The sequence below is a fragment of the Enterococcus sp. DIV0806c genome (genome assembly GCF_051710905.1).
GTDB classification, from domain to species: Bacteria; Bacillota; Bacilli; order Lactobacillales; family Enterococcaceae; genus Enterococcus_B; species Enterococcus_B mundtii.
Map to the genome: position 1 here is coordinate 2,675,980 of NZ_JBIOLO010000001.1, position 13,448 is coordinate 2,689,427.

Here is a 13,448-nt window from a genome sequence, read left to right on the forward strand (position 1 = left end):
GTTGTGAAAGAAGCGCTCAGCACTGAGTAATAAGACAGGAAAATCAAAAATGGCTTTTTCATTTTGGATTTTCTTGGCTTATTATTGAAGTGTTGCTTCTTGAACACCGTTTATCTAAGTTGTAAAAAAACGCCTAAATCCCAAAAATCAAACTATCTTGGAATTTAGGCGCTTTACTTCCTATCGCTTATTCAATTTAGGATCATCCATAACTTTCTTGCTGTATTGATCGAGCTATGCAATCGTTGCAATGGCTTGTTCTACAATGACGATGTCCTTATTCGGCCGTTTGAACTGAACACCCGCTTCTTCTAATTCTTGCTTGACACCTACATGGATATTGACCGCTGATCGTTCTGTTTTCAACACTTTTTTGATTGCATAATCAATTTCCTGTTTAGTGATTTTCTTTTTTGTATTGATCATCACTAATTGGACTTGATTATAGGTATCGATCAACAAAATCTGTGTACGATCTAAAGAAAATAGTTTATAAAATCGAATAGCAGAATTTCTAAAAAAGAAATCAACGATTTTTGGATAAAAAGTTTTGATATTCAAGTTGCTCGTAATCGGGGTTTCAATCAGTTTCATACTTTTCCTCTTTTCTTAATTTTTCTAATCAACAAAATAAATCGCTTTCATAAAGACGATAAAAAAACAATTTGATTTCCCTCTCTTCGTTTAATAGTATAACATATAATCAATTAGATAAAAAAGATGATTTTTCACTTGACCTTCTCGTTACGTCAAGGATTATGCTAGTTTTGTCAGGAGGGAAAACAATGGAATACACAATTAAGAAAATGGCACAGCTCTCAGGAGTAAGTAGTCGTACACTACGTTTTTACGATGAAATTGATTTACTCAAACCCAAACGGATCAATTCAGCTGGTTATCGTATCTATGGTTCTCAAGAAATCGATCGTCTACAACAAATTTTATTTTATCGATCCTTAGATTTTCCACTGAACCAAATTCGCGAATTATTAGATGATCCTACCTTTGATCATCAACATGCACTCATCGAACACCAGAGAAAACTACTAGAGAAACGAGCAGAAATTGATACTCTCCTGGCAACCGTCCAACAAACATTAGCACAATTCAAAGGAGGAAAAAAGATGACTGACCAAGAAAAATTTGAAGGATTTAAAAAACAAAAAATAACTGAAAATGAAGTAAACTACGGCACAGAGATCCGGGAAAAATACGGAGAAGAAACCATTGATAAAGCAAACGAACAATGGCAAAACCTTTCCCAAGAAAAATACCAAGAAATGCAAGAAGTTGAGCAACAATTACTAACGAACTTAACGTCTTATCTGTCTGACCAATCAAATCAGGCACTTGCAAAAGAAATTTTTGATGCACATAAAAAATGGCTATCATTTAGTTGGCCCACGTATCAAGCAGAAGCCCACAAAGGATTAGGTATGCTGTATATCTCAGATGAACGTTTTACTGAATACTATGATTCTCGCTGTGGTAAAGGCGCCGCTGTAGCATTGAATGAGATCATTCAAGCTCACGCATAAATAAAAAAAGACAAATCCTTTTTGTGGATTTGTCTTTTTTATTTCACGGACGTTGAATAAAAGTATACGGAATCTTTACTTGTTCGACTGTATCATTCAAAAACAAACGAAAAGCGGTTTCACCACATTGTTTCAGATGGTGATCAATTGTTGAAAAATTTAATAATTCACTAATCAGCATATTTTCCCTACCAACGATCGGTATTTTTTGGTTTTTATAACTTTGGAGAACTCCGGCTGCTACTGTGTCTGAATTCGTGAAAATGCCATCAATTCCTCGTTCCTTAAAAAATCCCCCTGCTTGTTTCCCATGTTCGGTATCAATACACTGCCAGTAGACATCAGCTTCGTTAAATTCAGGAAAAATCTCTTTACACAGTTTCAATGTGATTTTCGAATTGTAACTCATTCGACCGGTTCTTCCTAATGTGACACCTAAACGGTTGACACCTTGATCTTTTAAAAAGGATAAGCCATCAGTAATCGATTGTTTGCGATCAATATAGACGCTCGTTACTTCCAAGTCTTCGATCTTTTCGCAAAAGACGATAGGGCCATAGCGTTGATAATCAAGCAACAACTCTAAGGGATTTGCTCTTGATGTAATGATCAATCCGTCAAATGCTTTCGCCGCAAACTCTTCTAAATATTGTTGTTCCCGTTTTATTTGGTAGTTTGTTGGCAACAACGTCACTTTATAGCCCTCACTAAAAGCGACTTCAATGATTCCACTGAGCAACTGATCAAAATATGGGTGATTTGTGTAAGGTAAAATGACACCTATATTTTTAGTTTTTCCAGAACTTAGTTGTCTGGCATTGGCATTCGGTACATAATTTAATTCTTTGATCACTTTCAAGATCTCTGTTCGTTTCGCTTCATCGACATAAGGATGTTGATTGATGACACGGGATACCGTCGAAACAGAATATCCTGTTCGTTTGGCTATATCTCGGATGTTTGCCATGACTACTGTTCGCCACCTATACAAAAAGATTTTCTTGTAGATAGTCTACCACAGCAGGTCCACATTCGAAAAATTGATACAATGTTCCTTGGTCGTAGAAACTGATTCGTTGACCACCCCAATAATTATCCTTGGTCAAACCAGAAATATCTGCTAAATTGATTTTTTTGATCACCGATCGATTAAGGCCTTGAAAACTAGACAACACGAGCATAGAATCTTTAAACTCAACAAATGCGTAAAAACAATGATCCTTTGTGCCTTGCGTTGCTTTGATATAGGTATTCATAAGAAGCCCTCCTTTATTTATGCTTTGAGTATACGGTATGAAACGCGTCTCATAGCAAGGAGTTTGCTTCTTTTATTCTTCTGGTTCACCTAGATTAGGATCTAAACGGTTTGCAGCCAAGATAAATGGTGCCCAAATCAAAGCAGCGACTAAGAGATTGACGATCGTCAAGACGATGGCACGCCAGTCACCTGCGGTTGCTAAGAACCCACTGATAATCGTTGGCATGACCCAAATCACATTTACCACCACTGGGCGAACAAGGCCTGCCATTGTCGCGAAGTAAGCAATGGTTGCCGTTACAAGTGGTGCGACGATGAATGGAATCATCAACAATGGATTCAACACGACTGGTAGACCAAACATCACTGGTTCATTGATATTGAACAAACCAGGAGCAATCCCTAGCTTACCAACTGTTTTATAATCGGCACGTTTTGATAAAAATAAAATCATGACAATCAATACCAACGTTACGCCGGCACCACCAGGCCATACGAATGCTTCAAATGAACCTGCTACCCATTTGAAGGGGATTGGTTCATTATTTTGAAAAGCATTGGTATTTTCGACCATCGCTGTACCATAAAGTGTCTGTAACACTGGTGACATGATGTTTGTTCCATGTAATCCAAAGAACCAAAGCACATGAACAAGTAACACGATAATAAATACTGCACCATACCCTTGCGATAAATTCATCAAAGGTTTTTGAATCGCTTCAGAGATCCAGTCAATCAATGGTACTCCTGCTGTTTGTCGGAAGATATAATTGATCGTTCCCACAACATATAAAGAAACAACTGCAGGAATGATTGCAGCAAAAGCACGTGCAACTGCTGGTGGCACTGATTCTGGCATTCTGATAATAATTTTTTTACGCATCAATAGTGCAAAAATGATAACAGAAATAAAACCAAAGATCATAGCTGTAAAAAGACCAGAACCGCCCATGTATTTCCCGAAGTTGAAATAACCCCACGCGCCCATCGAAAGCGTCTGTCCACCATCAGTACCATCAGCAATTACGCCGCCTGCTGTAGTGATCATGTCCATCGCATCTTGTGACAATTTTTCTGGCAACGTCAAAACAGCTGTGGCAGCATCAGGTAATCCAATAATAAATGCAACTAAAGATACAATACTTCCTGATACAGGGTCCACTTCATATGCCTTTGCCAAATTTGCACCTAGTGACAATGCGAATACGACCGCCATAATCGCTAGCGTACCATTCCAAATCAGGCCATTGACACCAATTACTGGTGTAAAGAAAGTCGTAATGGCATTCCCTTCACCTAGATACGTGTTAGGAAAATCACGCATAAACGCATTCAATAGCACCGCAATTGCCCCAGCCATCGTTGCCGGCATGGTTCCAATAAACGCATCACGTAAAGCAACCAGATGCTTTTCCGAACCAATCTTCGTGGCAACTGGCAAAATATATCTCTCCATCCATTCCATCAATTTATTCATTTTCATCCTCCTACAATTCGATCTCCTATCACTATGAATGCGTATACATTATAATGATATCACAAATATAGCATAACTTTGTGAACTTCGCTAGCGAAAGAGTGAAAGAAATGTTAAGAGAAATGAAGTTTCCATCAAAGGTAATATTTACGAAATAAACATACAAAACGATGATGATTTGATTATCTATTCAGCGGTTTATATCGTTTCTATCTAAACAATATGAATGCACAATCTCATTACTATACACTCGTATTTTGCTCTATTTATGCTTTTTTTCTAAGAAGACAAAAAAAGAAGAACCTTGATTGAACAAGGTTCTTCTGGAGTTATTACATCATGCCGCCCATCATTGATGGATCCATAGCTGGTGCAGCAGGTGCTGCTGGTTCTGGTTTATCTGCAACAACTGCTTCAGTTGTTAATAGTAATGCAGATACAGATGCTGCATTTTGTAATGCTGAACGAGTTACTTTTGTTGGGTCAACGATTCCGGCTTCCACCATGTTTACCCATTCACCAGTTGCTGCATTGAATCCTGTTCCTAAATCAACATTTTTCAATTTATCAACAATAACTGATCCTTCATAACCAGCATTTTCAGCAATTTGGCGAATTGGTTCTTCTAATGCACGAGTAACGATCTTGATACCTGTTGCTACATCGCCCTCTGCTTCGATCATGGCTACTTTGTTGATCACGTTCACTAATGCTGTACCACCACCAGAGACCATACCTTCTTCAACAGCAGCACGAGTAGCGTTCAACGCATCTTCAATACGTAGTTTCAATTCTTTTAATTCTGTTTCAGTTGCTGCTCCGACTTTTACGACTGCTACTCCGCCGGCAAGTTTCGCTAAGCGTTCTTGTAATTTTTCACGGTCAAAGTCTGAAGTTGTTTCAGCGATTTGGTTTTTGATCAATTGAACACGTGCATCAATGGCTGTTTTATCGCCTGAACCTTCAACGATTGTTGTGTTGTCTTTATCCACAACTACTTTTGAAGCATTTCCTAAGTTTTCGATTGTTGCATCTTTCAATTCTAATCCTAGGTCATCTGTGATCACTGTACCACCAGTCAAGACAGCAATATCTTCTAACATTGCTTTACGACGGTCGCCGAAACCTGGTGCTTTTACAGCTACAACATTGAATGTACCACGGATTTTATTCAATACCAATGTTGGTAACGCTTCGCCATCCACGTCATCAGCAATGATCAATAAAGGACGTGATTGTTGTAAGATTTGTTCTAATAAAGGTAAGATATCTTGGATATTTGAAATTTTCTTGTCAGTGATCAACAAGTATGGATTTTCCAAAACAGCTTCCATTTTGTCGTTGTCTGTTACCATATATTGTGACAAGTAACCACGGTCAAATTGCATACCTTCTACGACATCTAATTCTGTTTCGATTCCTTTAGATTCTTCAATTGTGATAACACCATCATTGCCGACTTTTTCCATTGCATCTGCAATCAAACGGCCCACTTGTTCTGAACCAGAAGAAACAGCAGCAACTTGTGCAATAGCCTCTTTTGAGTCAACAACAGTTGAGATGTTGTGTAATTCTTCCACTGCTGTTTTAGTGGCTAATTCGATCCCACGACGAATACCTAATGGGTTAGCACCAGCTGTGACGTTTTTCAAACCTTCACGGACAATTGCTTGAGTCAATACAGTCGCAGTCGTTGTACCGTCTCCAGCGATATCATTTGTTTTAGATGCAACTTCTGAAACTAGTTTTGCACCCATGTTTTCGAAATGATCTTCTAATTCGATTTCTTTTGCAATCGTCACACCATCATTTGTGATCAATGGAGAACCATATGATTTTTCTAAAACAACATTACGGCCTTTTGGTCCTAATGTCACTTTTACTGTATCTGCTAATTTATCTACACCACGTAACATTGCTGCACGTGCATCTTCTGCAAATTTCAATTCTTTTGCCATTTTTTCGTCACCTCATCAATTATTTTTGTTTTGTACTTACTCAACAATCGCCATGATATCTTTTCCAGAGACGATCAAATATTCTGTTCCTTCAAATTTCACTTCTGTACCGGCATATTTTTCAAACATTACTTGGTCGCCTACTTTAATAGCTGCAGGAACTTTTTCGCCGTTTTCTAGCAAACGTCCCTCACCCACTGCTACAACTGTTCCAGTTTGAGGTTTCTCTTTCGCTGATGAAGCTAAAACGATTCCTCCAACAGTTTTTTCTTCTTCTTGCGCGACTTCAATGATGACGCGATCACCTAATGGTTTTAACACGATAAATCCCTCCGATAACTCTTTTTTTGAATCCATTAGCACTCTATCACATCGAGTGCTAACCTACATTTTTAATAATACTCATTCTCCTATTCTTTTGCAAGCTTTTTAAATCATAGAAAAAAAATTTTTAAAGAAGGTTGTGAAAGAAGCGCTCAGCACTGAGTAATAAGACAGAAAAATCAAAAATGGCTTTTACATTTTGGATTTTTTTGACTTATTGTTGAAGTGTTGCTTCTTGAACACCGTTTATCAGGTCGTGAAAAAGCCGATCAATACTAACTGATCAGAGAAACATCTTGATATGGTATAATGAATAATGGATAGTGTTTAGTAACACAGAAGTTGATTAAGCTACTAAGTTTCTTCACTTAAAGTTCAACGAAAGGTTGCTTTTCCTATATTATTAGAGCAAGAAAGAAAGTTATACTTGGCTTTTCACTTAGCTCAAGGAGGTTTCATATGTCATTAAAAAAATATAGCTTTTTTAGCATTTTTTGTTACGGACTAGTGTTTGTCTCGCCTTTACTTCTGACATCTGTCGGACTTGTAAATTCAACGTCAGGTTTGATCAATGCAACAACAGTTACGTATATCTTAGGTGCAATCATTCTGTGGTTCTTGTACCTCAAGCATAAAGAACCGATTGAAATCGAAGCAAACGTACCAGTTGCTTCTCGCTCAAAAATCATTTTATATGGAGTCATTGGTATCTTTATCGCTCTGATTTTACAAAGTATTGCGGTTATGATCGAGAGTTTCTTTTTTGGAGAAGTCTCTCCATCTGAAAATACGCAAAATATTATCCAACTGATTTTAGATACTCCTGCTTTTATTATTGCTACAACTATTGCCGGACCAATCATGGAAGAATTTGTATTTCGTCGGAGTATTCTTGGCATCGTTGGTCACTATACTAACTTTTGGGTAGGTGCAAGTGTTAGTTCCTTGCTCTTTGCATTAGCACACAATGATGGGCATTTACTCGTCTACTTCTTTTTAGGATTTTTCTTTAGTTTACTATATCGATCCACTGGGCGAATCTGGGCACCAATGATCACCCATATTGGTATGAATACTCTAGTTGTCATTGTACAATTGGCATTGCAACAAGGTTTACTGTAATATAATAAAAAAAGCCTGTGACTTTCATCATCAGGCACTCCCTATAATAAAATAAATAGCATTCAGGAGGTAACTCCTTATGAAATAAGCGGTAAAGCCCAAAAATCCCTTCAGATTTTCGGACTTTACCGCTTATTTCTATGAGCTGATCACTTCCGTCACAACTGATTGATCAAATTGAAAATAATTCTGTTGCAGCATCCGGGTCAGTGTCGTACACATTGAAATCATATCCCACACCTAGATCTTTTTCCTTAAGAATATTTTCCATAGTCAAATGGGCCAATTCTTTCATATTGTTTTCTTTACTTAAATGGCCTAAATAGATTCGTTTTGTACGATCGCCAATTACATCAGTCATCACTAACGCACCATCTTCATTCGATAAATGACCACGATCGCCTAAAATTCGTTGTTTCAAATTCCAAGGATAAGGTCCCATACGCAACATCTCTAGATCATGATTGCTTTCCATCAAGTACCCATCAGCATTTTCAATGATTCCTCGCATATGATCACTACAATAACCTGTATCCGTCAGCATGACAAACGAACGATTCTCTTTATGGAAACGATAAAATTGTGGTGAAGCTGCATCATGGGAAACACCAAAACTCTCGATATCTAAATCGCCAAATGTTTGGACTTTCCCCATCTGAAATAAATGTTTTTGTTCGATTGGGACATTTCCGATCATCGGAGCCATTGCTTCCCATGTTTTTTCATTTGCATAGATATCTAAATGGTACTTACGCGCCAAAACACCTACCCCATGAATGTGATCTCGATGTTCATGTGTCACAAGAATACCGTCTAATTGATCGGGCGTCCGACCGATTTGTGCCATTAAGAAAGTAATTTTTTTCCCACTCAGTCCTGCATCTACCAGAAGTCGCTTTTTGTCACTCTCGATATATAATGAGTTTCCTGAACTCCCACTTGCAAGGATACTGATTTTAAAAGCTGTATTTCCTTCAGCCATTTTACTACTACTTCCCTTCTTACTTTGTAAACTTTTTTCATTATACCTACTTTTTTAATGATCTTCCACCTTTGGGATCGAATTATTCGTAATAATCGTATTACTAAATGCATTGACCGTTTCGATCTGATAGGTCTTATCCGGCGTTTCAATTGCGACATACCACACCGGTACATACACATTTTTCTCTCGTACTTTCAAAATACGAGAGTAAGCCAGCTGACGCCAAAGGATATTCGATCCTCGAGAGATTTTATTATTTACATATAATGTATTAATGGCTTCTTCTTCCGTATGCAATTCTGTTTTTTCTCGCAACTGTTCAATATTCGTTAAATGGGTTTGAGTATACTTCAAAATGCGATACTCATCCCCCTTTTTTTCGAGGGAAAAAATAAGTTTAGCTGTATCATCATAGAATGGCAATCCTTCATACGTTTGGCTTGCTGTGATTTCAGGAGAATCACCTTCTAATACAGAGAAATTTTTCATATAGATATACTCATTACCAAATAAAACATCTTCCTCGTTATCTAAAAAGTCATTGAGTGAACTTGCTATGCGATTTGGATCAAGCACTTTGCTTTCAGATTCAGAGTCCGATAACGTTTTAGTCAATATATTATCATTGATCGAAACGCCACTCTCTAATAGACCACGTCGATTATTATCTTGGCGATACTTGAACAACGTTTGACTCAGTTCCGTTTCTTCCGCACTTAAATAGTATCCTTGCTTACTTTCTGAAGAAAAATCACCCGTATAAGTAATATCATCATTTGCTAACCGTTTTTTGATCGATTCTGTCTGATCTGAGCGTATTACCGTATGCTCTTGGTTGATCGATTCATGGTAACTACTAAACAAAAAAACATTCAATCCTAAAAAGGCGACGAAGAAAATCCATTCAATTTTTTTGAAATCCATAGTTACTCCGCCTCCTTCTCAGGTAGTTTGGTCAATAAGTCATTTGCAGAATACCATTCTCCTTGATATTTCACATACCACTCTGGGAATAGATCAACCACCCGATTCGTTTCTTCGATGTTTTGCCATGTATAGCCAACAATAATCAACTCGATTTTCGATTCTTCTGCCCCATTATCTACTAATTCCTGATATACATCGTCGGTGCTAGGCAACTCGACTTCTTCATCTGAAGGAATCGGGACTTGGATGGTATTTAAACTCGTTTGGATACTTACTTGATTATTCACTTGCTCATTACCGATTTCGATTCCAACTTTTCCTTTACTATCTGAACCAAATACGGGAAATCCTTCTACAAAAATACGATAATCGATTGTATTCTTATTACGATCAAAATATCGAACATTGCCTAACGCGCCACCTAGTTTGCTGACATAAGGAAAACTGTCCGTAAAAATATTATTTGGTTCATCAATCGTCGGTAAATCTCCTCTAAAATCGACGATCTGATTTTCTGAATGGATCGTCATTGTTTCATTGCCATCATAAAAAATCAATTCCGTACTTTCATCATTGTTTTTAACCGCGTCTGGCTGGGAAAAAAAAGCATTCCGAAAGACGGTGTATGGTTGCTGAGATAAGATATAACTGTATTTTTTTAGTTTCATTGGTTCTTTGATACTGTGCTGTGTCTCAATACTTTCTGGCGTTCTGAATACAGGTGTCCAGTTGACATCTGAAGAATTCAAATCATGTTCTATTTCTTTCCAATCCATCGATAGACTGGCTTCGTAAATCGTCCGCTGATCATAATCAATAAAACTAACTTTTTCGTCTTTTAGATCAAATTGGACACTCGTAAAATAGACATCTTCATTTTGGACTGAACCTAGATCAATATTCAAACCAAATGCTTTCACATAGCCACTGAGTAGATAAGGTGCGTTATAAGAGAATTCGATTCCTTCATTGAGAGACTTCTTTTGATTGAACTTCTCTTGGTCTGCTTCCACGACTTCTGTCAGCTTGCCAAAACGAGCACCTTCGATCAACCCATGTATTTGAGAAATCAGGTTCTCACTATTCGTTTCTTTCACTGTATCTGTTTGAAACCATGTGAGGTGTAAAGGCAAATAAATTTCTGATGCTTTACGATAGCTTTGTGATTCAATCACTTGTGAATTGCTCTCTTCTAAGTTGATTGAAGTTTTCCCTGCTGGACTCAACCAAATTGCATAAGAGAAGTACAGGCTTAATGCAACCATCAAGATCAAACCAATTCGTATAAATTTTTCAGAAATCTTCATTCCCACCATTCCTCCTCATACGGTTCATAAGGTAAAGAAATATAGAAGGTTGAACCTTGTCCCTCCTTACTTTCTGCCCAGATTGCGCCACGATGTGCTTTCACTACTTCGCGAGAGATTGCTAAGCCTAATCCTGTTCCACCTTGCGCTCTAGCTCTTGCTTTATCCACTCGATAGAAACGTTCAAATACACGATTCAAATCTTTTTTAGGGATACCTAGTCCTTGGTCTGTAATACTTAAAATCACATTGTTATGTGTTTCAAGCAACCGGCAAGTGATTGCTCCCCCATCGGGTGAATATTTGATCGCATTGTTCATGATATTGTCAATAACTTGGATGATTTTATCTGTGTCGATCTCGACCCACAGATCTCGTTGCGTAAATTCTCGACGGATCGTATAATTTTTTTCTTGATTACCAACCATCATATCAAAACGATCTAACACAAAATTAACGAGTTCATTAAAATTGACATATTCTAATTGTAATTGGGTATTCCCCGTATCCATGCGAGATAGATTCAGTAGATCATTGATCATGCGGATCATACGATCAGTCTCATCTAAGGTCACTTTTAAAAAGTTCGGTGCGACTTCTTCGTCCTTCCAAGCACCCTCACTCAGTGCTTCGATATAACTACGCATACTTGTTAAAGGCGTACGCAACTCATGGGAAACGTTCGATACGAACTCACGACGTTCCCGTTCTGTTTTCTCTTGTTCCGTTACATCATGTAAAACTGCAACCAACCCACTGATAAAGCCAGATTCTCGACGGATCATCGAAAAATCGACGCGTAAAATCATCTGGTCAGCTTCTCTCGCTCCAGTGGATCGATCTAAAATCATTTCATTCGGATCTTCTAACAGTTTTCGTAACGTGTATTCTTCTTCAATTGCTAAAAGGGTCAAGATTGACTGTCCGATTGCTTCTTCTTTTTTCAAGTCTAATAATGAGACAGCCATATCATTGATCGTAATGATCTTCCCTCGACGATCGGTTGCAATAACGCCATCTGTCATATGTGACAAGACGCTGTCTAACCGATTTCGTTCAGCTTCCATCGTATCTTGCGCTTCCTCGATCCGTTCTGCTAATTGGTTGAACGTTTCAGCCAACTGACCTAATTCATCTTGACCATGGACCTTTACTTTACGGCTATAATCACCACGAGCAATGCGGATCGCTTGCTCACGCATTTCACCGATTGGCTGCGTAATGGAACGTGCGACCAGAACAGACACAACCATTGAGATAAATGCAGCAATTAACGAAGCCGTAAAGAAAATCAGTGCTGTATTATTGATTTCTGAATATTTTTGTTCGATATCACTTTTGACGTAAAGAGCCCCGATGACGGCGTCGCCGGTCGGGGACAAAATCGGTTGAATATTGATATTTACTCGTTTTCCGTCATCATCTAATGCGACATAGCGTTTGGTTGTAAAATCATTCATATCGACGTAATCATTTTTTTTGCCGACTGAACCTTGTTCGCTTACCTCTGTCGTTGCTCGAATGATGCCTTTTTCATCCACGACACGGATCTCGATGATATCACTTGAAGCACTGGTCTCAATAAAACGCTTGATATTCCCATTGACATCATCGATAGTCGCACTTTCATTGCCTTTCCCATTCAGTTCTGGACTGATCGTTGTCGCTAATGTTTCGACTGTTTGGTTCATATCTTTGATAAAGGTATTGATCGTTGAACGTTCCAATCCTCTAATAAAGTAAGCACCTATAATTTCAATTGAGATCAGTAAAATCAAAATAAATGTAATAGCTATTTTGAAGTTTACTGATCGAAAAAAACGGACTTTTCCTTTCATCCAATTACTCCTGTTCTTGATTACGCAAGTAATACCCTACGCCTCGGCGTGTAACTAAATAGCTAGGATGACTTGGATTATCCTCGATTTTTTCACGCAAACGACGAACGGTCACGTCTACTGTACGAACATCACCAAAATAATCATAGCCCCAGACGGTTTGTAACAAATGTTCCCGTGTCATGACTTGACCAATGTGTTTTGCTAAATAAAAGAGCAGTTCAAACTCACGGTGAGTCAATTCAATCGTTTCGCCACGTTTCGTCACCATATACGCATCGGGATGGATCGTTAAGTCCCCAATGATCAGTTCAGAAGGTGTGACTTCTTCCACTTCTTTGGTAGCAGAAGCGCCACGTCGAAGATTTGCTTTCACACGTGCCACTAATTCACGATTAGAGAACGGTTTGGTCACATAATCATCTGCTCCCAGTTCCAAGCCTAACACTTTATCGATTTCAGAATCCTTAGCTGTCACCATGATGATCGGCATATCAAACGTTTTTCGTACTTCACGAGCCACTTCTAAGCCATCCATTTTTGGCAACATCAAATCTAGTAAAATCAAATCAGGTTCCACTTCGGCTACTTTTGCTAAAGCTTCTTCCCCATCATATGCTGTATAGACGTCATAACCTTCTTTTGCTAAGTTAAATTTGACGATATCCGAAATCGGTTTTTCGTCGTCGACAACTAGTATTTTTTTCATAAAGA

Annotated in this window: 13 protein-coding genes; 2 read left to right on the plus strand and 11 right to left on the minus strand. The window is 38.2% G+C overall.

The genetic code is table 11. The features are described from left to right. Positions 1-234 precede the first annotated feature (234 nt). Positions 235-594, minus strand: coding sequence for a DUF1827 family protein (locus tag IGK77_RS12465; protein WP_023520312.1), 360 nt, complete (start codon positions 592-594; stop codon positions 235-237). A 191-nt stretch (positions 595-785) separates the two neighbouring features. Between IGK77_RS12465 and IGK77_RS12470 the strand changes: the two genes are divergently transcribed. Continuing rightward, positions 786-1,538 (plus strand): MerR family transcriptional regulator, encoded by a 753-nt coding sequence (locus IGK77_RS12470; RefSeq protein ID WP_074799387.1) that lies wholly within the window; start codon positions 786-788, stop codon positions 1,536-1,538. A 43-nt stretch (positions 1,539-1,581) separates the two neighbouring features. Here IGK77_RS12470 and IGK77_RS12475 read toward each other — a convergent pair whose 3' ends face one another. From IGK77_RS12475 to groES, 5 genes are all read right to left on the minus strand, one after another. Then, positions 1,582-2,505, minus strand: coding sequence for a LacI family DNA-binding transcriptional regulator (locus IGK77_RS12475; protein ID WP_074799386.1), 924 nt, complete (start codon positions 2,503-2,505; stop codon positions 1,582-1,584). 16 nt (positions 2,506-2,521) lie between these two features. Next, the gene (locus IGK77_RS12480) at positions 2,522-2,794 is read right to left on the minus strand and encodes a hypothetical protein (RefSeq protein WP_074799385.1); all 273 of its coding nucleotides are present in this window, start codon (positions 2,792-2,794) and stop codon (positions 2,522-2,524) included. 72 nt (positions 2,795-2,866) lie between these two features. Then, positions 2,867-4,273, minus strand: coding sequence for a PTS sugar transporter subunit IIC (locus tag IGK77_RS12485; RefSeq protein ID WP_019723199.1), 1,407 nt, complete (start codon positions 4,271-4,273; stop codon positions 2,867-2,869). A 332-nt stretch (positions 4,274-4,605) separates the two neighbouring features. Continuing rightward, positions 4,606-6,231: a chaperonin GroEL gene (gene groL, locus IGK77_RS12490; RefSeq protein WP_010736685.1), complete on the minus strand. Its 1,626-nt coding sequence runs from the start codon at positions 6,229-6,231 to the stop codon at positions 4,606-4,608. 36 nt (positions 6,232-6,267) lie between these two features. Next, the gene (gene groES, locus IGK77_RS12495; RefSeq protein WP_019723198.1) at positions 6,268-6,552 is read right to left on the minus strand and encodes a co-chaperone GroES; all 285 of its coding nucleotides are present in this window, start codon (positions 6,550-6,552) and stop codon (positions 6,268-6,270) included. A 462-nt stretch (positions 6,553-7,014) separates the two neighbouring features. On the opposite strand from groES, the gene IGK77_RS12500 reads away from it, so the two are divergent. Further along, positions 7,015-7,677 carry a CPBP family intramembrane glutamic endopeptidase gene (locus tag IGK77_RS12500; protein ID WP_071866415.1) on the plus strand — a complete coding sequence of 221 codons (663 nt, stop codon included), beginning with the start codon at positions 7,015-7,017 and terminating at the stop codon, positions 7,675-7,677. A 172-nt stretch (positions 7,678-7,849) separates the two neighbouring features. Here the strand turns inward: IGK77_RS12500 and IGK77_RS12505 are convergent, their stop codons facing one another. Genes IGK77_RS12505 through yycF form a run of 5 tightly spaced genes read right to left on the minus strand, consistent with a single transcriptional unit; the run spans position 7,850 to position 13,443 of the window. Next, entirely contained in the window at positions 7,850-8,659 is an 810-nt protein-coding gene (locus IGK77_RS12505; RefSeq protein WP_074799384.1) for an MBL fold metallo-hydrolase, read from the minus strand. 54 nt (positions 8,660-8,713) lie between these two features. Continuing rightward, entirely contained in the window at positions 8,714-9,586 is an 873-nt protein-coding gene (locus IGK77_RS12510; RefSeq protein WP_010736689.1) for a two-component system regulatory protein YycI, read from the minus strand. A 2-nt stretch (positions 9,587-9,588) separates the two neighbouring features. Further along, the gene (locus tag IGK77_RS12515) at positions 9,589-10,896 is read right to left on the minus strand and encodes a YycH family regulatory protein (protein WP_071866417.1); all 1,308 of its coding nucleotides are present in this window, start codon (positions 10,894-10,896) and stop codon (positions 9,589-9,591) included. Then, positions 10,893-12,734 carry a cell wall metabolism sensor histidine kinase WalK gene (gene walK / locus IGK77_RS12520; protein ID WP_010736691.1) on the minus strand — a complete coding sequence of 614 codons (1,842 nt, stop codon included), beginning with the start codon at positions 12,732-12,734 and terminating at the stop codon, positions 10,893-10,895. Before walK ends, IGK77_RS12515 begins: the two co-directional genes overlap by 4 nt. Before the next feature lie 4 nt (positions 12,735-12,738). Then, the gene (yycF, locus tag IGK77_RS12525) at positions 12,739-13,443 is read right to left on the minus strand and encodes a response regulator YycF (RefSeq protein WP_019723593.1); all 705 of its coding nucleotides are present in this window, start codon (positions 13,441-13,443) and stop codon (positions 12,739-12,741) included. Between the last annotated feature and the right edge of the window lie 5 nt (positions 13,444-13,448).

Excerpts from the sequence above, each read along its gene's own strand:
- groL (WP_010736685.1), bottom strand. The coding sequence starts at position 6,231 with ATGGCAAAAGAATTGAAATTTGCAGAAGATGCACGTGCAGCAATGTTA.
- IGK77_RS12475 (WP_074799386.1), bottom strand. The coding sequence starts at position 2,505 with ATGGCAAACATCCGAGATATAGCCAAACGAACAGGATATTCTGTTTCG.
- IGK77_RS12515 (WP_071866417.1), bottom strand. The coding sequence starts at position 10,896 with ATGAAGATTTCTGAAAAATTTATACGAATTGGTTTGATCTTGATGGTT.
- walK (WP_010736691.1), bottom strand. The coding sequence starts at position 12,734 with ATGAAAGGAAAAGTCCGTTTTTTTCGATCAGTAAACTTCAAAATAGCT.
- IGK77_RS12505 (WP_074799384.1), bottom strand. The coding sequence starts at position 8,659 with ATGGCTGAAGGAAATACAGCTTTTAAAATCAGTATCCTTGCAAGTGGG.
- IGK77_RS12485 (WP_019723199.1), bottom strand. The coding sequence starts at position 4,273 with ATGAATAAATTGATGGAATGGATGGAGAGATATATTTTGCCAGTTGCC.
- IGK77_RS12470 (WP_074799387.1), top strand. The coding sequence starts at position 786 with ATGGAATACACAATTAAGAAAATGGCACAGCTCTCAGGAGTAAGTAGT.
- IGK77_RS12510 (WP_010736689.1), bottom strand. The coding sequence starts at position 9,586 with ATGGATTTCAAAAAAATTGAATGGATTTTCTTCGTCGCCTTTTTAGGA.
- IGK77_RS12500 (WP_071866415.1), top strand. The coding sequence starts at position 7,015 with ATGTCATTAAAAAAATATAGCTTTTTTAGCATTTTTTGTTACGGACTA.
- yycF (WP_019723593.1), bottom strand. The coding sequence starts at position 13,443 with ATGAAAAAAATACTAGTTGTCGACGACGAAAAACCGATTTCGGATATC.
- IGK77_RS12465 (WP_023520312.1), bottom strand. The coding sequence starts at position 594 with ATGAAACTGATTGAAACCCCGATTACGAGCAACTTGAATATCAAAACT.
- IGK77_RS12480 (WP_074799385.1), bottom strand. The coding sequence starts at position 2,794 with ATGAATACCTATATCAAAGCAACGCAAGGCACAAAGGATCATTGTTTT.